The organism is Serratia sp. JSRIV004, assembly GCF_019968705.1.
GTDB lineage: Bacteria > Pseudomonadota > Gammaproteobacteria > Enterobacterales > Enterobacteriaceae > Chania > Chania fonticola_B.
The window spans coordinates 1,027,222-1,052,923 of the sequence record NZ_CP074140.1 but is presented as its reverse complement, the minus strand read 5'-3'; the positions used below and the strand labels follow the sequence as shown (position 1 = coordinate 1,052,923).

Genomic DNA, 25,702 nt, shown 5'->3' with positions numbered 1-25,702 from the left:
GGCCCCCCCCACCGCACCCCGCATCGGTCAAGGCTTGGCCTCAAGCCGCCTGCCAGCAGGGAAATGCCATAAACCCTTGACTTAATAACACTCAGTGAGTATTTCGCTGCCAACGGCGCGCTATTTTACTTCAATTATTCCGTCAAAGAACAACCCAAAGATAAAATAAATGGCGAAGCACTGACCCAAGCCGCTAATTATGATTCAAATCAAAATGGTAAGATTATTCTCAAAACACCTATTTACAATTCACCTGGATTTTTTTGCGACTTTAGGAATATACGTAAATTTAGTAAGCCTATCGCTAAATCAGCCGCAAAGCCGTCATCTCACCGTCGCCACATAATCATAACGCACTGTTAATAATGATAATTTCTACAACTGCAATTTTAAATTCCTGCTTTACGCACTTTCCCCCCTGTTGTCAGGATAAAAATCACCCAAATGTTAAAAATAAAAATTTTAAGCCACTTATAACAATTAATACAGTCAAGTAGACTACTAAATAGCAGAAAGGTCAGTTAATAACACCTAATTAACATTAACAACCAACATATTAACCGATAAATTCAGGGATCGTGTCATGTCTAGAGCCGTTTCACCATGGCGCAGCGCTGCCGCCGATACTTTTGCGCTGGTGGTGTACTGTTTTATCGTCGGGATGGCGATTGAAATATTGATTTCGGGCATGAGCTTTAGCCAATCGCTCTCCTCCCGGGTGGTGTCGATCCCCGTCAATATCCTGATCGCCTGGCCCTATGGCCGCTACCGCGATTTCTTTATCGCCACCGCACGCCGCAGCCCCCGCGGGCAATTTTTGTTGCGGAACCTGGCCGATCTGTTGGCTTACGTCAGTTTTCAATCGCCGGTTTACGCTGCCATTCTGTGGAGCGTGGGTGCAGACGGCCAGCAGATCCTGGCCGCTGTGACCAGTAATGCGGTGATCTCAATGGCGATGGGCGTGGTGTACGGCTATTTTCTGGAATATTGCCGCAGGCTGTTTCGCGTGGTGGGTTACGTTTAGGGGCCGAATGACGGCCCCTTGAAGATTACTTGCGGCTCAGGCTACCGCGGCGGAACAGGTTACGGCGAATGCGCGTCATACCCGGTTTGGGTTTACGCGGTTCATCCAGGCTGGCAAGCACCAGTTCCAGCACCCGCTCGGCAACATCACGGTGCCGCTGGGCCACGGCAAGCACCGGGCACTCCAGGAAATCCAATAGCTCATGGTCACCAAAGGTGGCAATTGCCAGATCCGCCGGTAAACGCCCACGCTGTTTCAGCGTTACGTCCATCACGCCCTGCAACAGCGAGAATGAGGTGGTAAACAACGCCTGTGGCATCGGATGGGTTTTCAACCATTCAGCGAACAGTACGCCAGCTGCTTCACGTTCATAGCTGTTGGCATACAGATAATCCACCTGCCGCTCATCATCCTGCCAGGCCTGACGGAACCCCTGCTCACGCAAGAAGCTGACCGAAAGCTCAGGCAAAGCCCCCAGATACAACACCGACTTGGCGGGGAAAGTGCGTAACTCCTGCGCCAGGGCAAAGGCGTCTTCCTGATCGGCCCCCACCACGCTGATAAAGTGTTCACGATCCAGAGCGCGATCCAATGCAATAATCGGGAAAGGATCGTTAGCCCAGCGTTGATAGAAAGGATGCTCCGGCGGTAACGCCGTGGAGACGATGATCGCATCGACCTGGCGTTGCAGCAGGTGCTCAATGCAGCGCATTTCATTATCCGGCTGATCTTCCGAGCAGGCGATCAACAGTTGATAACCGCGCTGACGCGCCTGGCGTTCCAGGTAGTTGGCGATGCGGGTATAGCTGGTATTTTCCAGATCCGGGATCACCAGGCCGATAGAACGAGTGCGGCCTGCACGCAGCCCTGCCGCTACGGCATTCGGGTGATAATTGTGCTCCCTGACCACGGCCATCACTTTTTCGACGGTTTTATCGCTGACACGATACTGCTTCGCCTTGCCGTTGATGACATAACTGGCCGTAGTGCGCGAAACGCCTGCGAGACGCGCGATTTCATCCAGTTTCACGTTAACCCCTTTAAATGACTCTCAAAATGACAATGGATCCTGTGGCGTTGTTTACCCCACGCTTTCAATGTACGGCTAAGCATGCAGCGAACCGAAAGCGGAAGGGTAATGAGTAACCATGATAGTCACTATGGTTATTCAACCCGTAATGGCGATCTAACAGCAGAAAACACGGCCGAGCAACCGCTTTCGCCCAAAGGTGCCAGCAAATGGGCAAAAAATTAAAAAGAAAGGGCGCAGCAAACCTGCCACGCCCCGGATACAGTGCAGAAAACCCGCTATCAGCGCATAATCTTGTCGCCGCGCGACACGCCAACAATCCCCGAGCGGGCCACTTCGACGATTTCCGCCACTTCACGTACGGCGTTGAGGAAGGCGTCCAGCTTGTCGCTGGTCCCCGCCAACTGCACGGTGTAAAGCGACGAGGTGACATCCACAATCTGGCCACGGAAGATATCCGTGCTGCGTTTCACCTCTTCACGACCGTAGCCGCTAGCCTGCAGCTTCACCAGCATGATTTCACGCTCAACGTGAGCCCCTTGCACCAGCTCACTGACGCGTAAAACGTCAACCAACTTATGCAACTGCTTCTCTATCTGCTCCAGTACCTTTTCATCACCCACCGTCTGGATCGTCATGCGCGACAAGGTTGGATCATCGGTAGGAGCAACCGTCAGGCTTTCGATGTTGTAGCCACGCTGAGAGAACAGCCCGACGACGCGCGACAACGCACCGGATTCGTTTTCCAGTAATACCGATAAGATACGGCGCTTCATCAGGTTCTCTCCGTTTTGCTTAGCCACATTTCGTCCATGCTTCCACCGCGGATCTGCATTGGATAAACATGTTCAGTCTCGTCGACGGTCACATCGACAAACACCAGACGTTCTTTTTCAGCCAGCGCCTGCGCCAGCTTGCTTTCCAGCTCATCCGGGGTACGAATGGCGATGCCGACATGGCCATAGGCTTCTGCCAGCTTGACGAAGTCCGGCAAGGAATCCATATAGGACTGCGAATGGCGGCCAGAATAGATCATGTCCTGCCACTGCTTCACCATACCCAGGTAGCGGTTATTGAGGTTGACCACCACCACCGGCAGATTGTACTGCAGAGCCGTGGACAGCTCCTGGATATTCATCTGAATGCTGCCGTCACCGGTGACGCACACTACCGTTTCGTCTGGCAGTGCCAGTTTCACCCCAAGGGCGGCTGGTAAGCCAAAGCCCATAGTGCCCAGGCCACCAGAGTTGATCCAACGGCGCGGTTTATCGAACGGATAATAGAGTGCGGCAAACATCTGGTGCTGGCCAACGTCGGAGGTGACATAGGCATCGCCCTTGGTCAGGCGGTGCAGCGTTTCGATCACCGCCTGAGGTTTGATGGTGCCACTGTCTTTGTTGTAGCCCAGGCAATCGCGCGCGCGCCACTGCTCAATGGACTGCCACCAGTCACGCAGCGCATCGAAATCCTGCGCTTTGTCTTCATGCGCCAGCAGTTCCAGCATCTGCGTCAGCACCTGTTTGGCATCGCCAACGATAGGAATATCGGCATCCACCGTTTTGGAAATGGAGGTCGGGTCGATATCGATATGCAGCACCGTGGCATCCGGGCAGTATTTGGCCAGGTTGTTGGTAGTGCGATCGTCAAAGCGCACCCCAACGGCAAAAATCACGTCGGAATGATGCATGGTCTTGTTGGCTTCATAGGTGCCGTGCATGCCCAGCATACCGACGCTTTGGCGGTGAGTCCCTGGGAACGCCCCCAACCCCATCAGCGTACAGGTGACCGGCAGGTTCAGCTTTTCCGCCAGTTGCAGCAACTCTTCATGGCACTCCGAATTGATGGCACCGCCGCCCACGTACATGATCGGCTTTTTTGCCGCCAGAATGGTCTGTAGGGCGCGTTTGATTTGCCCGCGGTGGCCTTGCACCGTCGGGTTGTAGGAACGCATGCTGACGTCCTGCGGATACGCGTAAGGCATTCTTACCGCCGGGCCAACGATATCCTTCGGCAGATCGACCACCACAGGGCCAGGGCGGCCGGTAGAAGCCAGGTAAAACGCCTTTTTCAGCACGGAAGGTATGTCTTCGGTACGCTTGACCAGGAAGCTGTGTTTTACCACCGGGCGGGAGATGCCCACCATGTCGCACTCCTGGAAGGCATCGTAGCCAATCAGCGAGCTCGGCACCTGGCCAGATAGCACCACCATCGGGATGGAATCCATATAGGCGGTGGCGATGCCGGTAATGGCGTTGGTGGCCCCAGGGCCGGAAGTGACCAGCACTACGCCCACTTCACCAGTCGCTCGTGCATAGCCATCGGCCATATGCACCGCCCCTTGCTCGTGGCGCACCAGAATATGATCGATGCCCCCCACCGTGTGCAGGGCATCATAGATATCGAGTACCGCCCCGCCCGGATAGCCGAATACATGCTTAACGCCCTGATCGATCAGCGATCGGACGACCATCTCGGCTCCTGACAATATTTCCATGGGTTTGCCTCCAGGCTTACATAGCTTGTTCTTGTCTGACGCCGGAACGTAGCGCCTGTCCTGTCTGGGGCATGGCCCCAAAAATCTTATGGACGTTTTGGACTCTTAACATAGCGTCAGAATATGGGGCAGGCAAACAGCAAAATGGCTTATCGTGGGCAAGGGTATTGCCATCAGGCTGGAGATGCGCGGCTTGGCAAAACTATGCACTAGCTGAGTGGTTATTCAGCTAGGCATTGTTTTGAGGGTTGAGGTAATTACAGAACTATATCAGGCAAGGGAGACTGCGGATTTTTCGTCCACCTGCGCTCCCTATCATCATTTTTCCTGATACATGGACTCAATTTCATGCTGGTAACGCTGTAGGATCACCTTGCGACGCAGCTTCAGCGTCGGGGTCAGCTCCCCCAACTCCATCGAGAAGGCCGCCGGCAGTAGGGTAAATTTCTTCACCTGTTCAAACAGGGCCAACTCTTTTTGCATCTCCCGCAGACGCTTTTCGAACATTTCGATGATATGGCTGTTGCGCAGCAGCTCGAGCCGATCCTGATATTTCAGATTGACCGATTTGGCATACTCTTCCAACGACTCGAAGCTCGGAACGATCAACGCCGAGACAAATTTGCGTGCATCGGCAACGATCGCGACCTGTTCAATAAAGCGGTCCTGCGCCAGGGTACCTTCCAGCATCTGTGGCGCAATGTATTTGCCGCCGGAGGTCTTCATCAGATCCTTCAGCCGCTCGGTAATAAACAGGTTGCCGCCATCGTCGATCATGCCGGCATCGCCGGTTTTCAGCCAGCCGTCAGCGGTAAAGCTATCGGCCGTCTCCAGCGGTTTATTGAAATAGCCGCGCATCACTATTGGCCCACGCACCTGAATTTCATTTTCATCGCCAATGCGCACTTCCACGCCGGGCAGTGGCTTGCCGATCGAACCAAAGCGGAAGTTGTTTTCTTCCCAGCAGGAGACCGTGGCACAGGTTTCCGTCATGCCATAGCCGTATTTGATGTTAATGCCCATCGCCTGGAAGAACAGAATGACGTTGTCATCAAGCTTGGCACCGGCCGCTGGCAAGAAGCGCACCCGCCCCCCCAGGATCCCCCGTAGCTTGCTTAACACCAGCTTGTCAGCCCAGCGGTGAGAGAGGTCGAACAGCTTGCCTAACGGTTTCCCTGCCCTTTCCTGAAGGAACTTGCGTTCACCACAGACGATGGCCCAGTGGAATAAGGCACGCCGCAACCAGGGCGCACGAGCAACCTTTTCATGCACCGCACTGAAGATTTTTTCATAAAAGCGTGGCACTGCGCACATCAGGGTCGGTTTGACATCGGCCATCGCTTCCCGCACCCAGTCGGTATTGGGCAGATAAACGTTCTGCGCGCCCGAATGCATGATAAAGAAGCTCCAGGCACGTTCAAACACGTGTGACAGTGGCAGGAAGCTGAGGGAAACGTCATCCGCCGTCACCGTCAGGCGATCGTCATGCAGCTGCAGCTGTGCGGCCATATTGCGGTAGTCAAGCATCACGCCTTTCGGCTCCCCGGTGGTGCCTGAGGTGTAGATAAGGGTGAACAAATCCTTCAAATCGCGCTCGGCAATTCTTTGCTGACGCAGGGCATCGAAACGCTCGATATCCGCAAGACGTTCGAAATGATGAAGGTGTTGGGCAATCTCACAGCCGCGCAAATCGGCTGAAGCATCAAAGACAATAATGTGGGTCAGTTGCGGGCATACGCCACGCAGCGCAATCGCGGCATCCAGCTGTGCTTGCTCGCCGACAAACAGAATGCGGATATCGGCATCGTTAATGATAAATGCCGCCTGAGCCGGGGTGTTGGTGGCATAAAGCGGCACGCTGACCGCCCGCAGTTCGAGGATCGCCAAATCGGCCAACGACCAGGCCATGCTGTTGTTGGCAAAAATCGCGATACGTTCCTGTACCTCAACGCCCAGTGCCAGCAAGGCGCAGCCAATATGTTGCATATGCGCCCCAACCTGCGCCCAGGTCAACCGTGTTTCTCCCTGAGGGGACCACTGACGGAAAGCCGTATGTTCTGCACGGTTAGCAATTTGATGCTGTATACGTTCAACCTGATGGTAATGCTGCAAGGTATTGGTCATAGCGCTCTATGCCTGAAATTTATCAACCAGTTAACCGCGACCGGAGCGGAAGCTCTCACATCTCAGCTTACACGTGTTTACTTTTTTTGCGCAGTCTACCTAGTCTCCGGCTGTGGGAAAAGAGATTTCAGCGTAGAAGTGTGAGCCAAAACGCGCTTGTACTCATTTCTCTTGATCTTGGACAAAAGGGAGTGCGAAAGGTTTACACCCAACAGACAAAGTGGGATCGACGACAAGAAGGGAGAAGTGACAGGTTAAAATAGTGGCAGTATCGCTTGGGGCAGAATAGCGTTTCAGTCACTCAAATTAATTAACCCTCGGGTAAATGATATTTCCTACGGAGTCATTACACGGAATAATCTTAGTTTCTCTTGAGCCTATTCTTAATTATTGTTTTGCGCTATCCATTATCAACCCGACGCACTCGAAAGCGCGCTGGGCCAATAAATCACTAATTAGCGCAATACACCCGCTTGGCTAAGAACGGACTTCATCCACTGATGGCCTTCATCACGCTCGGCGGACTCATGCCAGGAAAGATAACAGGTGGCGGTTTTTCTCTCCCAAGGCAGCGGAATTAATTTTAGCTGCAAGGCTTGTGCGTGCTGCTGGGCAAACCAACGAGGAGCGATTGCCACCATCTCGGTCATGGCGACCAGATTCAATACGCTGAACAGGTCGGTACATTGCTGGGTGACATTGCGTTGTAGGGTTTCGTCAAGATAGTAGGGTTTGCTAAAGGAACAAAAACGCTCTAATGCGATGACGGCATGCTGCTCCGCCAGCATCTGTTTCTGGCTAATGGTACCCACCAGGCGCGGGTGAGACTGTGCGGCAACCAGGGTCAATTCATCATCGAATAAGGCAATATCCTGGAACTCGGGATGTTCAAGGCGGCTATAGCCAATAACAAACTCGGTCTCCTGATAGCGTAACTGATGCTCAATGTTAGTGCTCATGTAAGACTTGGTCTGTATCTGCACGTTGGGAGCCATGCTCTTGACGTTGTTGATTATTTTGGCTGTCAGACGAATATCTAGCGGGCTGCAGATAGAAAGCACAAAGAGGCGTTCGCTGCTCAGGGCATCAAAGCCAGCGCCTGGCAGTTCATTTTGTACCAGCTGCAGTGCCTGGCGTACCGGGCCAAAAAGTTGGCGGGCGCGCATGGTAGGCTGAATGCCACGGCCGAAGCGGACAAACAGCTCGTCGTTGAACATGATCTTCAAACGCGACACGGCATTGCTGACCGCCGGCTGCGACATCCCTAAGGAATTTGCCGCCTTGGTAATATTCTGCATCTGCATAACTGCATCAAAAACAGTGAGTAAATTAAGATCCACACTGCGCAAATGAATATCACCGTTTTCTTTCCTCAAGACAGTTCCTGAATTATATTCGGACATATCCAAACTCCACTAAGTCCCATGTAGATAATCTCGCTAGCGCGCAGGGGAATAACGGGAAAAGGCACGCTACGTTATTCCCACACAGCGAAATTAGTTATCCCTTTTGACTACACTTGTCAGATAGCAATCGGGCATCATCCTATAAAAATATGTCACAGCGGTGCATATTAGGCATTGTTCGTCGTTAGGTAGCCTTGGCACATCGGTTCGCAACTCGCCGATGGCATACAAACAAAATTGGCAGGCAAAACACCTGAGTTATGGATACCTGTTTGGTACCCTCAACCTCTGGATCAGACCATAAAATGCGTTAATGGACAATCATGCCGTAGCAAAATAGGTCTCTTTAGCATCACTTAATTGATTGTAGCCGCTCAGTTCAGCGTTAAGAATACGAATTACGAATAGATCAACAACGAAAAATTGACACCATGAATATCAAGCCCGCAACATCAGCATCCCATCAAACCACGTTTGCTGGTTTTTTGCGCCAACGAAAAATTTTAACCTAGTAGTGTTGTTAATCAATGCGACAGTGCCACTTTCAAACCATTTATGCTAATAAACTCCCGATCACCTGCGGATTTAGCGCTGGCCCAGGAGGGTTTTACCGAGTTTCCAACTAGCACCATCCCCGCGGGTGCCACGCTTTTCAATACCCCTGATTTAATCAGGTGTTGACATGCCCCGGCCAATAAAGTATCAAATTAGGCAACGAAACAATTTTAGAGAAGCTGACCGCCATGATCCGTACCCACCGTCTACTAGGCCTACTACTAAACGCATCTTATGTGCGCGGTATGCTGGTGGACGGGGTTCAAAGCTGATTCAGCCCATCATCTGCAAAACCCGCGCTACTGCGCGGGTTTTTTTTTACCCGCTTAGCGTGAAACAAACACGACAAGGAACAACACGATGAGCCAACAAGTCATTATTTTCGATACCACATTGCGTGATGGTGAACAGGCGCTGCAGGCGAGCCTGAGCGTTAAAGAAAAAATCCAGATCGCCATGGCGCTGGAAAGAATGGGTGTCGATGTAATGGAAGTCGGCTTCCCAGTCTCCTCCCCTGGGGACTTCGAGTCGGTACAAACCATTGCCCGCCAGATCAAAAACAGCCGCGTTTGTGGTCTGGCACGCTGTGTTGATAACGACATTGACGTCGCTGCCGAAGCATTACGCGTGGCCGAGGCCTTCCGTATTCACGTCTTCCTGGCCACCTCCACCCTGCATATCGAATCCAAACTGAAGCGCTCTTTCGACCAGGTGCTGGAAATGGCGGTGCGCTCCGTGAAACGCGCCCGTAACTATACCGATGACGTAGAGTTCTCCTGTGAAGACGCTGGCCGAACCCCGATTGATAACCTGTGCCGCGTGGTAGAAGCCGCCATCAACGCCGGTGCCACTACCATTAATATCCCTGATACCGTTGGCTATACCACGCCAAACCAGTTCGGCGGCATCATCACTACGCTGTACGACCGCGTGCCAAATATTGATAAGGCGATTATCTCCGTCCACTGCCACGACGATTTGGGCATGGCCGTGGGTAACTCTATCGCTGCCGTCCAGGCCGGTGCCCGCCAGGTAGAAGGCACCTTGAACGGCATCGGCGAACGTGCCGGTAACTGTTCACTGGAAGAAGTGATCATGGCCATCAAGGTGCGCCAGGACTTTATGCAGGTGCATACCAATATCAATCATCAGGAAATCTACCGTACCAGCCAGTTGGTCAGCCAACTGTGCAATATGCCCATTCCAGCCAACAAGGCCATCGTCGGTTCCAACGCCTTCGCCCACTCCTCCGGTATCCATCAGGACGGCGTGCTGAAAAACCGCGAGAACTACGAAATCATGACCCCGCAGACCATCGGTCTGAAAGATGTCCAGTTGAACCTGACCTCTCGTTCCGGCCGCGCGGCGGTAAAACACCGCATGGAAGAGATGGGCTACAAGGAGCAGGATTACAATCTGGACGTGCTGTACGCAGCTTTCCTGAAACTGGCCGACAAGAAAGGCCAGGTGTTCGACTACGATCTGGAAGCCCTGGCATTTATCAACAAGCAGCAGGAAGAGCCAGAGCATTTCAGCCTGGAATACTTCAGCGTACAGTCCGGCAGCAGCATTATGGCTACCGCCTCGGTCAAACTGAAATGTGGCGACGAAGAGAAGTCCGAAGCCGCTACGGGCAACGGCCCGGTCGATGCGGTTTACCAAGCCATCAACCGCATTACCGACTACCCGATTGAGCTGGTGAAATACCAACTGACCGCCAAAGGCCAGGGGCGCGACGCGCTGGGCCAGGTCGATATCGTGGTGTCTTACAATGGCCGCCGCTTCCATGGCGTGGGCCTGGCAACCGATATTGTGGAATCTTCTGCCAAGGCGATGCTCCACGTATTGAATAATATCTGGCGCTCTCAGCAAGTAGAAAAAGAAAAGCAGCGCTTGCAGCAAACCAAACATCAAAATAATCAGGAAACGGTGTGAACATGACTAAGACTTACCACATTGCCGTCTTGCCCGGAGACGGGATCGGCCCGGAAGTAATGGCCCAGGCCCACAAAGTGTTGGATGCAGTGCGCCAACGCTTTGGTATCCGCATCACTACCAGTGAATATGACGTCGGTGGCATTGCCATCGATCGCCACAGTACCCCATTACCCGCAGCGACCGTTGCCGGCTGCGAGCAGGCCGATGCCATCCTGTTCGGTTCGGTGGGCGGCCCTAAATGGGAACACCTGCCACCGGCAGAGCAGCCGGAGCGCGGTGCGCTGCTGCCGCTGCGTAAGCACTTCAAACTGTTCAGCAACCTGCGCCCTGCCCGCCTGTACCAAGGTCTGGAAGATTTCTGCCCACTGCGTGCCGATATTGCCGCGCGTGGCTTCGACATTCTGTGCGTACGTGAGTTAACCGGCGGCATCTACTTCGGCCAACCCAAAGGCCGTGAAGGCCAGGGCATGCATGAGCGCGCCTTTGATACCGAGGTCTACCACCGCTTTGAGATCGAACGCATCGCCCGTATCGCCTTCGAGTCCGCCCGCAAGCGCCGCAACATCGTCACCTCGATTGATAAAGCCAACGTGTTGCAAAGCTCCATCCTGTGGCGTGAAGTCGTGACTCAGGTCGCCAAGGATTACCCAGATGTGTCGCTGTCGCACATGTATATCGACAACGCCACCATGCAGTTAATCAAAGATCCGTCCCAGTTCGACGTGCTGCTGTGCTCCAACCTGTTCGGCGACATCCTGTCGGACGAATGCGCCATGATCACCGGCTCGATGGGCATGCTGCCTTCCGCCAGCTTGAACGAACAGGGCTTTGGCCTGTACGAACCAGCCGGTGGTTCTGCACCTGACATCGCGGGCAAAAACATTGCCAATCCGATCGCGCAAATTCTGTCTGCCACCCTGCTGCTGCGTTACAGCCTGGGTGCCGATGAAGCTGCAGATGCGATCGAGCGCGCCATTAATCAGGCGTTGGAACAGGGCTACCGTACCGCCGATCTGGCCGGTGCTGGCAAAGCCATCGGCACCAATGAAATGGGCGATATCATTGCCCGCTTCGTGGCTGAGGGGGCGTAAATCATGGCCAAGACCTTATATCAGAAATTATACGATGCCCACGTGGTGCATGAAGCGCCAAACGAGACGCCGCTGCTGTATATCGATCGACATCTGGTGCATGAAGTGACCTCACCGCAGGCCTTCGACGGTCTGCGTGCCATGGGGCGCAAAGTGCGTCAGCCGGGCAAGACCTTTGCCACCATGGATCACAACGTGTCGACCCAGACCAAAGACATCAACGCCAGTGGCGAGATGGCCCGCATTCAGATGCAAGAGCTGATCAAGAACTGCGCAGAGTTCGGCGTCTCACTGTATGACCTGAACCATCCCTTCCAGGGCATTGTCCACGTTATCGGCCCTGAGCAAGGCATGACGCTGCCGGGCATGACCATCGTCTGTGGCGACTCCCATACCGCCACGCACGGTGCCTTTGGCTCGCTGGCGTTCGGTATCGGTACTTCGGAAGTGGAACACGTGCTGGCAACCCAAACCCTGAAGCAGGGCCGCGCCAAGACGATGAAGATTGAAGTCACCGGCGATGCCGCAGAAGGTATCACCGCCAAAGATATCGTGCTGGCCGTGATCGGCAAAACCGGCAGCGCTGGCGGTACTGGTCACGTCGTTGAATTCTGTGGCAAAGCTATCGAAGCGTTGAGCATGGAAGGTCGCATGACGCTGTGCAACATGGCAATTGAGATGGGCGCCAAAGCGGGCCTGGTTGCGCCAGACGACACCACCTTCAATTACCTGAAAGGCCGCCAGTTCGCTCCTACCGGGGAAAACTGGGAGCAGGCTGTGGCCTACTGGCGCACCATGAAGTCCGACGCCGAAGCCAAATTCGATACCACCATCACCCTGCGCGCAGAAGATATCGCACCACAGGTAACCTGGGGCACCAACCCTGGGCAGGTTATCGCGGTCGATCAGGCGATCCCAACCCCTGATTCCTTTAGCGATCCGGTGGAACGTGCCTCAGCTGAAAAAGCGTTGGCCTATATGGATCTGAAACCCGGCATCAAACTGACTGACGTCGCAATCGACAAAGTGTTTATCGGCTCTTGCACCAATTCACGCATCGAAGATCTGCGTGCCGCAGCTGCCATTGCCAAAGGCCGTAAAGTGGCCGCAGGCGTGCAGGCAATTGTGGTGCCTGGCTCCGGCCCGGTCAAAGCGCAGGCGGAAGAGGAAGGTCTGGACAAGATCTTTATAGAGGCTGGTTTCGAATGGCGTCTGCCAGGCTGCTCCATGTGCCTGGCAATGAACAACGACCGTCTGAACCCAGGCGAACGCTGTGCCTCAACCAGCAACCGTAACTTCGAAGGGCGTCAGGGCCGCGGTGGGCGTACCCATCTGGTCAGCCCGGCAATGGCTGCCGCTGCTGCCGTTACCGGCCATTTTGCCGACATCCGTGAATTGCATTAAGGAGCACCAGCGTGGCTAAATTTACTCAACATACCGGCTTAGTGGTGCCTCTGGACGCGGCCAACGTCGATACCGACGCCATTATCCCGAAGCAGTTTCTGCAGAAAGTCACCCGCACCGGTTTTGGCCAGCACCTGTTCAACGACTGGCGCTTCCTGGACGATGCGGGTCAGCAGCCAAATCCTGAGTTTGTGCTGAACCTTCCGCGCTATAAAGGGGCCAGCATCTTGTTAGCCCGGGAAAACTTTGGCTGTGGCTCATCCCGTGAGCACGCACCATGGGCACTGACCGATTACGGCTTCAAGGTGGTGATTGCACCAAGCTTTGCGGATATCTTCTACGGCAACTCGTTCAACAACCAGCTGCTGCCGGTCACGCTGAGCGAGCAGGATGTGGATACGCTGTTTAAGTTAGTGGCAGAGCACGAAGGCACGGAGTTTGTGGTCGATCTGGAAAACCAGACGGTGAATGCCGGGGGCAAAAGCTACCCGTTTGAGATCGACAGCTTCCGCCGCCACTGCATGATTAACGGTTTGGACAGCATTGGCCTGACGTTGCAGCATGAAGCGGAGATTTCCCGCTACGAGGCGCAGCAACCGGCGTTTCTGAACTAAACCTCAGCCTCACCTGCCGCCCGGCGGGTGAGGCTTTCATCAACATCACCAATAACCCAGCCACTTCCACCATACTCCCCCGATCAGTGCCCAGATCAGCAGGTTGACCACGCTCATGATAAAGCCGGTTTTCCACCATTCCCCCAGGGTGGCATAGCCCGACCCAAAGATGATCGGCGCGGTACCGGTGGCATAATGGGTTAACGACATCATCAGTGAGGACGAGAAGGCCAGGATCAGGCCAAGCAGAGCCGGTGGTGCACCAAGGGCAATACCTGCGGCAAAGAACGCGGCGAACATGGCGGTCACGTGCGCGGTGGTACTGGCAAAGAAGTAATGCGAATAGAGATAGACGAGCGTTAACAAAATGGTCCCCCCGACCCAGCTCATCCCCATATGATCGATACCCGAGCCTACCGTTTGTGACAGCCAGCCAATCAGACCCAGTTTGCCGAGATAGGTCGCCATCATCACCAAGGCGGCAAACCAGACCACGGTATCCCAGGCCCCTTTGTGCTTCAGCACGTCGTCCCAGCTCAGTACGCCGGTTGCCAGCAGGATCGCCAAACCAATCACCGCAGCCGTCGTTGGGTTAACCGCCAGTACGGGGCCAAAAATCATCGCCGGAACTCCGGCCCACAGCACCAGCAACAGGGCAAACACGCCCAGCGTGATTTTCTCTGGCAGGGTTATCCGCCCCAGAGTTTGCAGCTTATCCTGTGCAAACAATGGCGCATCCGGGGTGCTTTTGATTTCCGGCGGATACAGCCAATAAACCACCAGCGGCATGACGATCAGCGAACAGATCGCCGGTACCAGCGCCGCTACCGCCCACATGCCCCAGGTCAGTTCAAACTCGGAACCGGCCCCTTTGGCGATCAGATTGACAATCAGCGGGTTAGGCGCAGTTGCGGTGATAAACATCGCCGAGGTGATCGGGTTGATGTTGTAGTTCACCAGCGAGAGATAGCGGCCAATCTTGCCGGAGGTATTCAGCTCGGGCTTGGAGCCAAAACTGTCCGCTATCGATTTCATTATCGGGTGGATAATCCCGCCGCCACGGGCGGTATTGCTCGGCGTAACCGGGGCCAGCACGGTTTCCGCCAGGGTTAACGCATAAGCGATCCCCAGCGTTTTTTTGCCAAACAGCGAGATAAAGTAGTAGCCAATGCGCGATCCCAGGCCTGTTTTATTCAGGCTCAGAGAGATCATGATTGAGAAACCGATCAGCCAGATGAGTTGGTTGGAGAACCCACTCAGTGCATCGTCCAGCGCGGCCCCCGGCTTGCCAGGGTTGGTCACTCCGGTCACAGCCACCAGCGCAATGGCAATGATGGATACGGCGCCGATCGGCATCGCCTTGCCGATAATGGCAATGATGGTCCCGATAAACAGGGCCAGCAAATGCCAAGCATTCGGTGCCACCCCTTCTGGAACAGGGATCACAAACCAGATCAGCAAAGCGGCGATAACGGCACAGAGGGAGGGAACGGGTTTGAGCGGCGTTAGTTTATCCATAACATACCCACTTTTATCAACGGGATCGGCATCTTAATAGCAAGATGGATAAGAGCGTGAAGCTCACGCTCTGAGTCCGTTTATCTTAGTGAGAATGGAGCGGTTTCCTCAATGATATGTATCAACTAACCGGGTGTTACAGCTCACACTTCGCGAACTTTGGCACTCATCCACAGCGCCAGGATGGCAAGCAGAGTAATCAGGTAGTAAACCGCATAGTGCCCAAAGTTTTCTACCAGCGCGCCTTGCAGTACACCGGCCAGGATCACCCCGGTCGAAATGCTGTTGGTAAACATGGTGGTCGCGGCACCGGGCCGCCCCGGCATCAAATCCTGAAAATACAACATGCCGATCCCGGCAATAATGCCGATAAACACCGCGTTGAACAGCTGCAATATCATCAGGGCCGACTGGAACTTGAACAACACCAGCCCGGCATAAAACAGCACGCCTGCCGCCACCGCAAACAGCATCATATTGCGTTTGCCAAAGCGTTTGACGTAATAACCCGCCAGCAGCATAGCCGGGATTTCCAGCCCGGCGGCGGTGCCCATCAGCCAACCTGCCAGCCGTTCAGGCAAGCCCAAATCGGCGGTGATGTACAGCGGCATATCGATGATATACATGGTGTTGCAGGTCCACATCAGCATCGAAGCCACAAACAGCAGGCGCACATCGGGATCGCGCCAGGCGCTGATTGGCGCAATAGGCGGAGAATCTACGCTGATCTCAACGTCGGCACGGGGCACCGAAGGCAATATCAGCCACACCAGCAGCACGCTGACGGCAAAAATCAGCGCCGCAATCATAAACATCACGGTAAAGCCGTAGTTCAGTGCCAACATAAATGACAGCGGCGGGCCGATCACCCAGGCCAGTGAAAGCTGAGCACGCATCACCGAACTGAACATCACCACTTCACGTGCCGAGCTGTCCGCATACTCACGCGCCAAGGCAAAAATCTGCGGCATGGCGGTATTGGCAATCGCGGCCAGCAGCACGCCTACGGTGATCAACGTCAGATAATCACGGTTGAATGCAAACAACAGGCTATTGGCCAGCGCCATGGCACAGCACACCAGGATCAGCTTGCGCCGATCGCCACGGGTATCCGAACGCTTGGCCAACAGGAAGCTGACGATGATCCCGGCGATGGCATTCACGGTATAGAACATGCCTACCCATAGCGGCCGCACCTTTACCTCGGTGGTCAGAAACAGGCTTAGCGTGGGGGCTTGCAGCGCTCCAGCAATGCCGGTCAGGAAGGCTATTAGCAGGAAGGCGGCAAAAACGGGATTAAAACGGCGCGGTAACCAGCGTCTGAAATTCATAGCGATATCCCTATCCAGAAATAAAGAAGGCTATGCTACAGAAGGAAAATTGCCGAAGGAAGTAAAGACGGCAGATAAAAATGCCAGTGGGTAACCCCACTGGCTGGTGAAAAGCACCATTACTCAGAAACACTTTTGCGGTGAACGTCAGATACGCTCACGGTATTGCTTGTCGCTCAGCGTGGCGATGTCCCACTGGGTCAAGTGGGCCAGCATCTCCAGCCGCGCCTGTTCAGGGACCACCTGCAGCCAATCGGCCTGCTGGCGGCGGATCGCGGTGAAATAACGCTGATAAAACTGTTTAGTTAACAGAACCGTCATTTGTTATCCCTCCGCTGATTCAACTGCCCTCATTATCGGCGTAATATAGGGAAAGATAAATTGACGACTTGATGCCAGAGAGTTCCTCTTTTATGTCCACCTCACGCCTGCAACAACAGTTCATCCGCCTGTGGCAACGCTGCCATGGCCAAACCACCGAAACCACGCTGCAAGAGTTGGCAGAGGTACTCAGTTGTTCCCGCCGCCATGTTCGTTCGCTGCTGGGAGCCATGCAGCACGAGGGTTGGTTGACCTGGCAGGCCGAGTCCGGCCGGGGTAAACGTTCACAGCTCAGCTTTCACTACACCGGATTGGCACTGCAACAACAGCGCGCCGAGGAACTGCTGGAACAGGATCGCATCGACCAACTGGTCCAACTGGTGGGCGATAAAGACGTAGTACGCCAAATGCTGCTTTCCCAGCTGGGGCGCAGCTTCCGCCAGGGGAAACATATCCTGCGCGTGCTCTACTATCGTCAGCTTTACAACCTGTTACCCGGTTCGGCACTGCGTCGTTCAGAAACCCACCTGGCAAGACAGATTTTCAACGGCCTGACACGGGTAAATGAGGAAAACGGGGAACTTGAGCCCGATCTTTCACATCATTGGCAAACGCTCACCCCTTTACATTGGCGCTTTTATCTTCGCCCGGCGATCCATTTTCATCATGGCCGTGAGCTGGAAATGGAAGATGTTATCCATTCACTCAACCGCCTGATCCCACAACCGCTATTTTCACATATCGACAGGATCGTCTCACCTACGCCCTATGTCATCGATGTATATCTGCACACGCCGGACTATTGGCTGCCCTGGCTGCTGAGCAGCGTACATGCCATGATCCTGCCGCGCGAATGGCAGAACCTGCCGGATTTTGCCCGCCATCCGATTGGCACCGGCCCCTATCGGGTGATACACAACAACCAAAGCCAGATGAAAATTCATGCCTTTGACGACTACTTTGGCTATCGTGCCCTGATCGATGAGGTCAACATTTGGGTATTGCCGGAAATCACCGAAGAGCTGGCGCACTCCGGCGTACAGTTACAAGGGGATGATACCGGCAGGAACGAGCTGGAAAGCCGCCTCGAAGAAGGCTGTTATTTTCTGCTGTTCGACCAGCGTTCGGCACTGGCGGCCGATCCGGAAATCCGCAGTTGGCTGAGCGAACTGATCAACCCGATAGCGCTGCTGAGCCACGCCGGGCCGCTCTACCAGCGTTACTGGGCTCCAGCCTATGGCATTCTCCCGCGCTGGTTGCATAACCGCGTGCTGGGGCAGCAGCCCAAGCCTGCGGGCTTAACCGAATTGACCCTGACCTTCTATAACGAACACTCCGAGTTCCACGCAATCAAGCAGGCTATCGCCTCTCTACTAGCCGAACAGGGTATCAAACTCAATGTGCAGGCCGTGGATTATGAAGTCTGGCATAAGGGCAAGGCGCAAAGCGATCTGTGGTTAGGCAGCGCCAACTTCACCCTGCCGCTGGAGTTTTCTCTGTTTGCCACGCTGTACGAATTACCGCTGATACAACATTGTCTGACGGAGGATATCGCGCAGGATGCCGCTCAGTGGCGGGAAAATCGCCTGTCCATGGCCGAGTTTTGCCAGCGCCTGGTCAGCAGCCATCAGTTGCATCCGTTATTCCATCACTGGCTGCAACTGCATGGTCAACGCAGCATGCGCGGGGTACGGATGAATACCCTCGGTTGGTTCGATTTTAAATCTGCGTGGTTTGCGCCACCGGAAGCATAATCGCCTTTCACCCACGCCCCTAAGCCTCTACAATAGCGCCGACTCAACGGGGTGCGGAGAACAAGCCAATTTTTGGCCAACGGTTTTCCGCTGAGAGCACACCCGTCGAACCTGATCCGGTCAATACCGGCGGAGGGATTTGAGCATGGCGCGTTAGCCTTCGTTAACCCAGCCCTCAGATACCTTTGCCCCTTTACTATTAGGAGTGCAAAGTGGTCAAAAAATACCTGCCCTGTTTATTATTGCTAGCGGCGATGCCGGTCCTGGCCAAGCCAACGCTGACGGTCTACACCTACGACTCTTTCGCTGCCGACTGGGGACCGGGCCCAGCGGTAAAAAAAGCCTTTGAGGCCGAATGTGACTGCGAATTGAAATTCGTGGCGCTGGAAGACGGCGTGTCGTTACTCAACCGCCTGAGAATGGAAGGCAAGAACAGCGCCGCCGACGTGGTTTTGGGCCTGGACAACAACCTGCTGCAAGCCGCGCAGCAAACCGATCTGTTCACCGCCAGCCAAGTCGATACTAGCAAGCTCACCGTTCCCGGTGGCTGGCACAACCAGACCTTCGTTCCCTACGACTATGGCTACTTTGCTTTCGTCTACAACAAAGACAAGCTGAAGAACCCGCCGACCAGCCTGAAAGAGTTGGTGAGCAGCGACCGCCCCCTGAAGATCATCTATCAGGATCCGCGCACCAGCACACCTGGCCTTGGCCTGCTGCTCTGGATGCAGAAAGTGTATGGCGACGAAGCACCGCTCGCCTGGCAACAGTTGGCGAAGAAAACCGTCACCGTGACCAAAGGCTGGAGTGAAGCCTACGGCCTGTTCCTGAAAGGGGAAGGCGACATGGTACTGAGCTACACTACCTCCCCCGCCTACCATCTGATCGAAGAGAAAAAAGACCTTTATGCGGCGGCCAGCTTCAGTGAGGGGCACTACCTGCAAATCGAAGTCGCTGGCAAGCTAAAGGCCAGCAAACAGCCAGAACTGGCCGAGCGCTTCATGCAGTTTATGGTCTCCCCGGCCTTCCAGAACACCATTCCTAGCGGAAACTGGATGTACCCGGTGATCAAGACGGAACTGCCTGCCGGTTTTGAACAGATGACCGTGCCGCAAACGGCATTACAATTCAGCGCCGAGGAAGTGGCACAACAGCGTGGTAACTGGATCCGGGCATGGCAAACCGCCGTCAGCCACTGATCCCCCGCTGGTTATGGCCGGGGCTGATGGCCGCCGGTCTGATCCTGCTGATCGCGTTGGCGGCCATGGGCTCGCTGTGGCGTCATGCGCCCGAAAGCGATTGGCGTAGCCTGTGGCAGGACAGCTACCTGTGGCACGTGGTGCGCTTTACCTTTTGGCAGGCGCTACTCTCCGCCGTAATCTCGGTGGTGCCTGCCATCTGGCTGGCCCGGGCGCTGTACCGCAGACGTTTCCCTGGCCGCAACCTGCTGCTGCGCCTGTGCGCCATGACGCTGGTGCTGCCGGTGCTGGTGGCGGTGTTTGGCATGCTGAGCGTCTACGGCAGGCAAGGCTGGCTGGCAACGCTGTGTGGTTGGCTGGGCGTGAACTACAGTTTTTCGCCTTATGGTCTGCAAGGTATCCTGCTGGCGCATCTGTTCTTCAATATGCCGCTGGCCACTCGCCTGCTGCTACAGGCGCTGGAGAACATTCCCACCGAGCAGCGACAACTGGCCGCGCAGCTGGGGATGAACGGCTGGCAGCAGTTCCGCTTTGTGGAATGGCCTGCGTTACGCCGCCAGATCTTACCCAGCGGCGCACTGGTATTTATGCTGTGTTTTGCCAGCTTTGCAACCGTGCTGTCGTTGGGCGGCGGGCCGCAGGCTACCACCATAGAACTGGCGATCTATCAGGCCTTGAGTTACGACTACGATCTCAGCCGCGCTGCGCTGCTGGCGCTGATCCAACTGGCCTGCTGCCTGGGGCTGGTGGTGCTCAGCCAGCGTTTGAGCCAGGCTCTACCGGTTGGCCATACCCACGCCCAGCGCTGGCGCGATCCGCAGGACAGCCTGGGGCGGCGCATTAGCGATACGCTATTGATTGCCGCAGCGCTATTGTTGCTGTTGCCTCCGTTGCTGGCGGTGATCATCGACGGTGCCAACCAAACGCTGGTCACCGTGCTGCAACAGCCCATTCTCTGGCAGGCCCTGTTCACCTCACTGCGCATCGCACTTGGGGCGGGTATTTTATGTGTCGTATTGACCATGATGCTGCTGTGGAGCAGCCGTGAACTGAAGCTGCGGCAACGGGTCGCCTGGGGCCAAACGCTGGAACTGAGCGGCATGGTGATCCTGGCGATGCCGGGTATTGTGCTGGCTACCGGTTTCTTCCTGTTGCTAAGCGATACCACTGGGCTGCCGCAGTCGCCGTATGCGCTGGTGATCCTCACCAATGCGTTGATGGCGGTGCCCTACGCGCTGAAAGTGCTGGAAAATCCGATGCGCGATCTGGCCGAGCGTTATAATCCGCTCTGCTTATCGCTGGATATCCACGGCTGGCAGCGGCTGCGCTGGATCGAGCTGAAAGCGTTGCAACGCCCGCTGGCGCAGGCTCTGGCTTTTGCCTGTGTGCTGTCGATTGGCGATTTCGGCGTGGTAGCGCTGTTCGGCAACGAGCAGTTCCGTACTCTGCCTTTTTATCTCTATCAGCAGATTGGCGCATACCGTAGCAACGATGGGGCCGTGACCGCCCTGCTGCTGCTGTTGCTCTGTTTCCTGCTGTTTACCCTGATTGAACGTTTACCGGGCCGCCATGCTGACGCTTGAAAAACTGACCTATCTGTACGAACACCTGCCGATGCGTTTTGACCTGCGCATTCAGCCGGGAGAACATGTCGCGGTACTAGGCCCTAGCGGCGCAGGAAAAAGCACCTTGCTAAGCCTGATCGCGGGTTTCCTGCCAGCCGCCAGCGGCAAACTGTGGCTCAACGGAAGCGATCATACCGCTTCGCCACCGGCCAAACGCCCTGTGTCGATGCTGTTTCAGGAAAACAACCTGTTTGCCCACCTGACGGTCAGGCAAAACATCGGCCTGGGGCTGGATCCTGGCCTGCACCTAACCGCCGCCCAGCAGGAACAACTGGCACAGATTGCCCAGCAGGTCGGGCTGGAAGAACATCTGCAACGCCTGCCGTCGCAGCTTTCCGGCGGGCAGCGGCAACGGGCAGCCTTGGCGCGTTGCCTGATCCGCCAGCAGCCGATCCTGCTGCTCGATGAGCCTTTCTCTGCACTCGATCCGGCACTACGCAGTGAGATGCTGCAACTGCTGCAAAACGTCTGCGACCAGCGCCAACTCACGCTGCTGATGGTGTCACACAATCTTGAGGATGCTGCCCGCATCGCGCCGCGTACCTTGCTGGTCGTGGATGGGCGGATTTATTACGACGGCCCGACCCAGGCGCTGGTCAGCGGCAGCGCACCGGAGGCCCAGGTGCTGGGTATTCTGGTTAAACCGTGATCTACCACGCGTTTTTTATGCTGAACCAATAAACCTGTTGTGCGAATTTTGCACCTGTGGTTTTATAAAATTCTGTTTTTTACTATTGATGATAAGGCTCCCTGTGATCGCATCCTCGCTGACCTCGACCCTACTAACAACCGCGCTACCAGCCGCGGTGGTCGTCGTGCGTGTGGTGGTGGTCGTCGGCAACGCGCCGTAGGGTCCGAATCAACGCATCGATTCCCAAACCCCGCCGGCGCAAACCGGGCGGGGTTTCTTGTTTTAGTCCCCCTGCCCAGAAAAGCTAACCGGCCCAGAGAAAAGGATAGGCACATGGCAACTTCGGGCACGCCACACCAAGGCCAACGTATTACCGGCGCACAGCTGATCGTGCATCTGCTGGAGCGTCAGGGTATCACCACTATTGCAGGCATTCCCGGTGGCGCAGCGCTGCCGCTGTACGATGCTCTGAGCCAAAGCACCGTCATCCAGCACGTGCTGGCCCGCCACGAGCAAGGGGCCGGTTTTATGGCGCAGGGCATGGCACGTACCAACGGCAAGGCGGCGGTCTGTATCGCTTCCAGTGGCCCGGGAGCCACCAATCTGGTGACCGCTATTGCCGACGCCAAGCTCGATTCAATCCCGCTGGTGTGTATCACAGGCCAGGTATCATCCTCAATGATCGGCACCGATGCTTTCCAGGAAGTCGATACCTACGGTATCTCTATCCCCATCACCAAATACAACCATCTGGTCCGCGATATCAGCGATCTGCCACAGGTGATCTGCGACGCGTTCCGCATTGCCGAATCCGGCCGTCCAGGCCCGGTGTGGATCGACATCCCGAAAGACGTGCAAACCGCCGAAATTGAGTGGGATTCATTACCGCCAATGGCCGTACCCGACGCCCCACCGGCCTTTGACAGTAAGCTGGTTGAACAGGCTGCGGCCATGATCAATCAGGCCAAGCGGCCTATTCTGTATCTGGGTGGCGGCATTATCTGCGCAGAAGCCCATAAACCGGCGCTGGAAATGGCCGAGCGCTCCAACCTGCCAACCACCATGACGCTGATGGCATTGGGCGCAATGCCGGTAGAACACCCTCTGTCATTAGGTATGTTGGGGATGCATGCTGCGCGCAGCACCAACTTTATCCTGCAGGAAGCCGATCTGCTGATCGTGTTGGGCGCCCGTTTCGACGACCGGGCAATCGGTAAAACCGAGCAATTCTGCCCGAACGCCAAGATTATCCACGTGGACATCGACCGTGCCGAACTGGGCAAGGTAAAACAGGCCAATATTGCCATCCATGCCGACGTCGGCCAGGTGCTGCAACAACTGTTACCGATGATTGAAGCACAGCCGCGTACCGAATGGATGAACACCGTTAACGATCTGAAGCGTGAATTCCCGATCAACATGCCAAATGTGGCAGACCCATTGAGCCATTACGGGCTGGTTAAGGCCGCGGCACGCTGCGTGGACGAAAGCGCCATTATCACCACCGATGTAGGCCAGCATCAGATGTGGGTAGCCCAGGCTTATCCACTGAGCCGCCCGCGCCAGTGGCTGACCTCCGGCGGTTTGGGCACCATGGGCTTTGGTTTGCCTGCTGCGATTGGTGCAGCCCTGGCAGAGCCTCAGCGCAAGGTGCTGTGTTTCTCCGGTGACGGCAGCCTGATGATGAATATTCAGGAGATGGCGACCGCCGTTGAGCATAATCTGGACGTGAAAATCATCCTGATGAACAACCAGGCCTTGGGGTTGGTACACCAGCAGCAGACGCTGTTCTATCAACAGCATATCTTTGCCGCCACCTATCCAAAGCGTACCGATTTCCTGAAAATTGCCGCCGGTTTTGGCCTGGACACCTGCGATTTGAATGCCGAGCCAGATCCACAGGCTGCGCTGCTGGCAGCGATCCAACGCCCTGGCCCTTGCCTGATCCACGCGCTGATCGATATCAACGAAAAAGTCTACCCAATGGTGCCACCAGGTGCCGCCAACATCGAAATGATTGGAGAATAAGCCATGCAATCACTACAAAAGAATCCACAGGTGATCCTGGAGTTGGCGGTACGGAACCATCCGGGCGTAATGACCCACGTTTGCGGCCTGTTTGCCCGCCGTGCCTTTAACGTGGAAGGTATTTTGTGTATGCCGCTGAAAGATGGGACCCAGAGCCGCATTTGGCTATTGGTGGCCGACGATCAGCGCCTGGTGCAGATGATCAGCCAGGTTGAAAAGCTGGAGGATGTATTACAGGTGAAACGCCATAACGAAGATATGCGGGTGTTTGAGCAGTTGGAGGCGTTCTTCCAATAAGCTTTGGCGGCTGAATGTTAAAGGCCGGGCAGTGGTTAGCCCCCGGCCTTAGCTACGTTTCCGTTATCAGTTCAGTAACTGAAGCACATAACGGATCAGTTCCAGTAACGCGATCAGCGCCCCAAGAACGATGATTGCCTTATCGATATCAATCACCCGTTTTCTCCATAACATGGAGTGAGCCGCCGCCGCTTACCCTTACATTGCCTGTCACAGCGCAGCACTCAGTTGTTAGATGGGTGCAGTCTCACTCCGGCCAGAGCGCCGGATAACGGCACCATCCGTACACCCGACCAGGACTTGAATGTGTACATGCGCATACCGAAGTAAAGACAGCAGCAGAGCTAACCTGCTGATTATATCTTAACCAATTCAGGGCGCGACATAACAGATTTCCGATTTCTGCGTTTTTGACATTGAGGACGATCGACGATAAAATCAACTACGTTAGATGGGTGCTGTCTCATCCGGTCAGAGTGACCAACTCCAGCCCGGGAAATAAAAAAACCGACCTCACCAGTCGGTTTTTTTACGCCTGACATCAGCCCGCCAGCACTTTCCACAACAGGTGTCGATATACCGGCATCAACGCCTGCTGATGCATGTAATAGAAACACACCAGCGCCCCTCCCCAGCTAGCAATACAGGCCAACCGCAGCCGCTTCGGCGTTAGCCAGCGCGTCAGCTTATCGGCACTGCGCTTTCCTTCACGCCACCAGCGCCAACTCAGCCAGGCCGCCAGCCAGACCAGCACCACCACGCCAAACAACAGCCATTTGAACAACGCGCTGTTTGCGCTAGCAGGAATATCGATCGCGACTCCCGCCAGAATACCAGGGAAGAAATAGACCGGTGGCCAGGTCAGGCAACCGATGATATTTGGCAGGGCAAATTTGTAGGGAGGAAGATCAAGCATGCCGGCCACCATCGGCACCAGCGGGCGCGTCGGGCCAACAAAGCGACCGATCAAAATGGTAACGATACTGTGCTGATGCAGCGCATGCTCGGTTTTATCCAGCATCGCCTTGTTCTTTTTCAGGAACGACCAGCGGTGCAGCGGCCCCTTGAAAGCCCGGCCGATAAAGTAGGAGATCCAATCCCCTAGCAGACAACCGACAATACCCGCCCCCCAGGCCATATAAAAGTCCACCTGCCCGCTGCCGATCAGTGCGCCAATGCTGGCCATCATCACCGTGCCCGGCAATAACAAACCGACCAACGCCAGCGACTCCAGGAACGCCACCAACATGACCACCACCAGGGTGAAAGCCAATGACTGGGTGATCAACTGCTGTAAATAGGCTTCCATTAAACCTCT

Annotated in this window: 22 protein-coding genes and 1 riboswitch; of the genes, 12 read left to right on the top strand and 10 right to left on the bottom strand. The window is 55.2% G+C overall.

Features of this window, described 5'->3' with window-relative positions; genetic code table 11:
* Positions 1-583 precede the first annotated feature (583 nt).
* Positions 584-1,024: an L-alanine exporter AlaE gene (locus KGP21_RS04970; RefSeq protein ID WP_021179315.1), complete on the top strand. Its 441-nt coding sequence runs from the start codon at positions 584-586 to the stop codon at positions 1,022-1,024.
* A gap of 25 nt (positions 1,025-1,049) precedes the next feature.
* On the opposite strand, the gene cra is transcribed toward KGP21_RS04970, so the two are convergent.
* From cra to leuO, 5 genes are all read right to left on the bottom strand, one after another.
* Entirely contained in the window at positions 1,050-2,054 is a 1,005-nt protein-coding gene (gene cra / locus KGP21_RS04965) for a catabolite repressor/activator (RefSeq protein ID WP_021179314.1), read from the bottom strand.
* Positions 2,055-2,335: 281 nt separating this feature from the next.
* Positions 2,336-2,830, bottom strand: coding sequence for an acetolactate synthase small subunit (gene ilvN / locus KGP21_RS04960; protein WP_021179312.1), 495 nt, complete (start codon positions 2,828-2,830; stop codon positions 2,336-2,338).
* Positions 2,830-4,548: an acetolactate synthase 3 large subunit gene (gene ilvI / locus KGP21_RS04955; RefSeq protein WP_039995484.1), complete on the bottom strand. Its 1,719-nt coding sequence runs from the start codon at positions 4,546-4,548 to the stop codon at positions 2,830-2,832. Before ilvI ends, ilvN (KGP21_RS04960) begins: the two co-directional genes overlap by 1 nt.
* 318 nt (positions 4,549-4,866) lie before the next feature.
* Positions 4,867-6,672, bottom strand: coding sequence for a long-chain fatty acid--CoA ligase (locus KGP21_RS04950; protein ID WP_209528862.1), 1,806 nt, complete (start codon positions 6,670-6,672; stop codon positions 4,867-4,869).
* 455 nt (positions 6,673-7,127) lie between these two features.
* A complete protein-coding gene (gene leuO, locus KGP21_RS04945; RefSeq protein ID WP_059199733.1) occupies positions 7,128-8,075 on the bottom strand; it encodes a transcriptional regulator LeuO in 948 nt (315 codons plus the stop codon).
* A gap of 918 nt (positions 8,076-8,993) precedes the next feature.
* Between leuO and leuA the strand changes: the two genes are divergently transcribed.
* The 4 genes from leuA to leuD are packed head-to-tail and all read left to right on the top strand — an operon-like array spanning position 8,994 to position 13,680.
* On the top strand, positions 8,994-10,568 hold the full coding sequence (leuA, locus tag KGP21_RS04940; RefSeq protein ID WP_059199732.1) for a 2-isopropylmalate synthase: 1,575 nt from the start codon (positions 8,994-8,996) through the stop codon (positions 10,566-10,568).
* Positions 10,569-10,570: 2 nt separating this feature from the next.
* On the top strand, positions 10,571-11,662 hold the full coding sequence (gene leuB, locus KGP21_RS04935) for a 3-isopropylmalate dehydrogenase (protein WP_024483539.1): 1,092 nt from the start codon (positions 10,571-10,573) through the stop codon (positions 11,660-11,662).
* Between the two features lie 3 nt (positions 11,663-11,665).
* Positions 11,666-13,066, top strand: a complete 1,401-nt coding sequence (leuC, locus tag KGP21_RS04930) for a 3-isopropylmalate dehydratase large subunit (protein WP_024527182.1) — start codon at positions 11,666-11,668, stop codon at positions 13,064-13,066.
* A gap of 11 nt (positions 13,067-13,077) precedes the next feature.
* The gene (leuD, locus tag KGP21_RS04925; protein WP_024483541.1) at positions 13,078-13,680 is read left to right on the top strand and encodes a 3-isopropylmalate dehydratase small subunit; all 603 of its coding nucleotides are present in this window, start codon (positions 13,078-13,080) and stop codon (positions 13,678-13,680) included.
* Positions 13,681-13,725: 45 nt separating this feature from the next.
* Here the strand turns inward: leuD and KGP21_RS04920 are convergent, their stop codons facing one another.
* The 3 genes from KGP21_RS04920 to sgrT all read right to left on the bottom strand — a co-directional run bounded on the left by KGP21_RS04920 (position 13,726) and on the right by sgrT (position 16,850).
* Positions 13,726-15,198, bottom strand: a complete 1,473-nt coding sequence (locus KGP21_RS04920; RefSeq protein ID WP_223537421.1) for a DASS family sodium-coupled anion symporter — start codon at positions 15,196-15,198, stop codon at positions 13,726-13,728.
* A 143-nt stretch (positions 15,199-15,341) separates the two neighbouring features.
* Positions 15,342-16,529, bottom strand: a complete 1,188-nt coding sequence (locus tag KGP21_RS04915; protein ID WP_094982154.1) for a sugar efflux transporter — start codon at positions 16,527-16,529, stop codon at positions 15,342-15,344.
* 147 nt (positions 16,530-16,676) lie between these two features.
* Complete coding sequence (gene sgrT / locus KGP21_RS04910) at positions 16,677-16,850, bottom strand: glucose uptake inhibitor SgrT (RefSeq protein WP_071682170.1); 174 nt, start codon at positions 16,848-16,850, stop codon at positions 16,677-16,679.
* Positions 16,851-16,942: 92 nt separating this feature from the next.
* On the opposite strand from sgrT, the gene sgrR reads away from it, so the two are divergent.
* From sgrR to ilvN (KGP21_RS04875), 7 genes are all read left to right on the top strand, one after another.
* The gene (gene sgrR / locus KGP21_RS04905; RefSeq protein WP_223537418.1) at positions 16,943-18,604 is read left to right on the top strand and encodes an HTH-type transcriptional regulator SgrR; all 1,662 of its coding nucleotides are present in this window, start codon (positions 16,943-16,945) and stop codon (positions 18,602-18,604) included.
* 37 nt (positions 18,605-18,641) lie between these two features.
* Positions 18,642-18,760: riboswitch (TPP riboswitch) on the top strand.
* Between the two features lie 56 nt (positions 18,761-18,816).
* Positions 18,817-19,803, top strand: a complete 987-nt coding sequence (thiB, locus tag KGP21_RS04900) for a thiamine ABC transporter substrate binding subunit (RefSeq protein WP_218519887.1) — start codon at positions 18,817-18,819, stop codon at positions 19,801-19,803.
* A complete protein-coding gene (thiP, locus tag KGP21_RS04895) occupies positions 19,779-21,386 on the top strand; it encodes a thiamine/thiamine pyrophosphate ABC transporter permease ThiP (RefSeq protein ID WP_223537415.1) in 1,608 nt (535 codons plus the stop codon). Before thiB ends, thiP begins: the two co-directional genes overlap by 25 nt.
* Positions 21,373-22,077 (top strand): thiamine ABC transporter ATP-binding protein ThiQ, encoded by a 705-nt coding sequence (gene thiQ / locus KGP21_RS04890; protein WP_059199726.1) that lies wholly within the window; start codon positions 21,373-21,375, stop codon positions 22,075-22,077. Before thiP ends, thiQ begins: the two co-directional genes overlap by 14 nt.
* A gap of 88 nt (positions 22,078-22,165) precedes the next feature.
* Positions 22,166-22,279, top strand: coding sequence for an ilvB operon leader peptide IvbL (gene ivbL, locus KGP21_RS04885; RefSeq protein ID WP_193569011.1), 114 nt, complete (start codon positions 22,166-22,168; stop codon positions 22,277-22,279).
* 113 nt (positions 22,280-22,392) lie between these two features.
* The gene (gene ilvB / locus KGP21_RS04880) at positions 22,393-24,087 is read left to right on the top strand and encodes an acetolactate synthase large subunit (RefSeq protein ID WP_059199725.1); all 1,695 of its coding nucleotides are present in this window, start codon (positions 22,393-22,395) and stop codon (positions 24,085-24,087) included.
* A gap of 3 nt (positions 24,088-24,090) precedes the next feature.
* Entirely contained in the window at positions 24,091-24,384 is a 294-nt protein-coding gene (gene ilvN / locus KGP21_RS04875) for an acetolactate synthase small subunit (protein ID WP_021179286.1), read from the top strand.
* A gap of 66 nt (positions 24,385-24,450) precedes the next feature.
* Here ilvN (KGP21_RS04875) and dinQ read toward each other — a convergent pair whose 3' ends face one another.
* Both dinQ and KGP21_RS04865 read right to left on the bottom strand, forming a co-directional pair.
* The gene (gene dinQ, locus KGP21_RS04870; protein ID WP_166735140.1) at positions 24,451-24,531 is read right to left on the bottom strand and encodes a damage-inducible type I toxin DinQ; all 81 of its coding nucleotides are present in this window, start codon (positions 24,529-24,531) and stop codon (positions 24,451-24,453) included.
* Between the two features lie 394 nt (positions 24,532-24,925).
* The gene (locus KGP21_RS04865) at positions 24,926-25,693 is read right to left on the bottom strand and encodes a DedA family protein (protein WP_021179284.1); all 768 of its coding nucleotides are present in this window, start codon (positions 25,691-25,693) and stop codon (positions 24,926-24,928) included.
* Positions 25,694-25,702: the final 9 nt, after the last annotated feature.

Bases quoted from the DNA above. Each gene is read 5' to 3' on its own strand.
- KGP21_RS04970 (WP_021179315.1), top strand. From the start codon at position 584: ATGTCTAGAGCCGTTTCACCATGGCGCAGCGCTGCCGCCGATACTTTT.
- ilvN (WP_021179312.1), bottom strand. From the start codon at position 2,830: ATGAAGCGCCGTATCTTATCGGTATTACTGGAAAACGAATCCGGTGCG.
- ilvI (WP_039995484.1), bottom strand. From the start codon at position 4,548: ATGGAAATATTGTCAGGAGCCGAGATGGTCGTCCGATCGCTGATCGAT.
- KGP21_RS04950 (WP_209528862.1), bottom strand. From the start codon at position 6,672: ATGACCAATACCTTGCAGCATTACCATCAGGTTGAACGTATACAGCAT.
- leuO (WP_059199733.1), bottom strand. From the start codon at position 8,075: ATGTCCGAATATAATTCAGGAACTGTCTTGAGGAAAGAAAACGGTGAT.
- leuA (WP_059199732.1), top strand. From the start codon at position 8,994: ATGAGCCAACAAGTCATTATTTTCGATACCACATTGCGTGATGGTGAA.
- leuB (WP_024483539.1), top strand. From the start codon at position 10,571: ATGACTAAGACTTACCACATTGCCGTCTTGCCCGGAGACGGGATCGGC.
- leuC (WP_024527182.1), top strand. From the start codon at position 11,666: ATGGCCAAGACCTTATATCAGAAATTATACGATGCCCACGTGGTGCAT.
- KGP21_RS04920 (WP_223537421.1), bottom strand. From the start codon at position 15,198: ATGGATAAACTAACGCCGCTCAAACCCGTTCCCTCCCTCTGTGCCGTT.
- KGP21_RS04915 (WP_094982154.1), bottom strand. From the start codon at position 16,529: ATGAATTTCAGACGCTGGTTACCGCGCCGTTTTAATCCCGTTTTTGCC.
- sgrT (WP_071682170.1), bottom strand. From the start codon at position 16,850: ATGACGGTTCTGTTAACTAAACAGTTTTATCAGCGTTATTTCACCGCG.
- sgrR (WP_223537418.1), top strand. From the start codon at position 16,943: ATGTCCACCTCACGCCTGCAACAACAGTTCATCCGCCTGTGGCAACGC.
- thiP (WP_223537415.1), top strand. From the start codon at position 19,779: ATGGCAAACCGCCGTCAGCCACTGATCCCCCGCTGGTTATGGCCGGGG.
- thiQ (WP_059199726.1), top strand. From the start codon at position 21,373: ATGCTGACGCTTGAAAAACTGACCTATCTGTACGAACACCTGCCGATG.
- ivbL (WP_193569011.1), top strand. From the start codon at position 22,166: ATGATAAGGCTCCCTGTGATCGCATCCTCGCTGACCTCGACCCTACTA.
- ilvB (WP_059199725.1), top strand. From the start codon at position 22,393: ATGGCAACTTCGGGCACGCCACACCAAGGCCAACGTATTACCGGCGCA.
- ilvN (WP_021179286.1), top strand. From the start codon at position 24,091: ATGCAATCACTACAAAAGAATCCACAGGTGATCCTGGAGTTGGCGGTA.
- KGP21_RS04865 (WP_021179284.1), bottom strand. From the start codon at position 25,693: ATGGAAGCCTATTTACAGCAGTTGATCACCCAGTCATTGGCTTTCACC.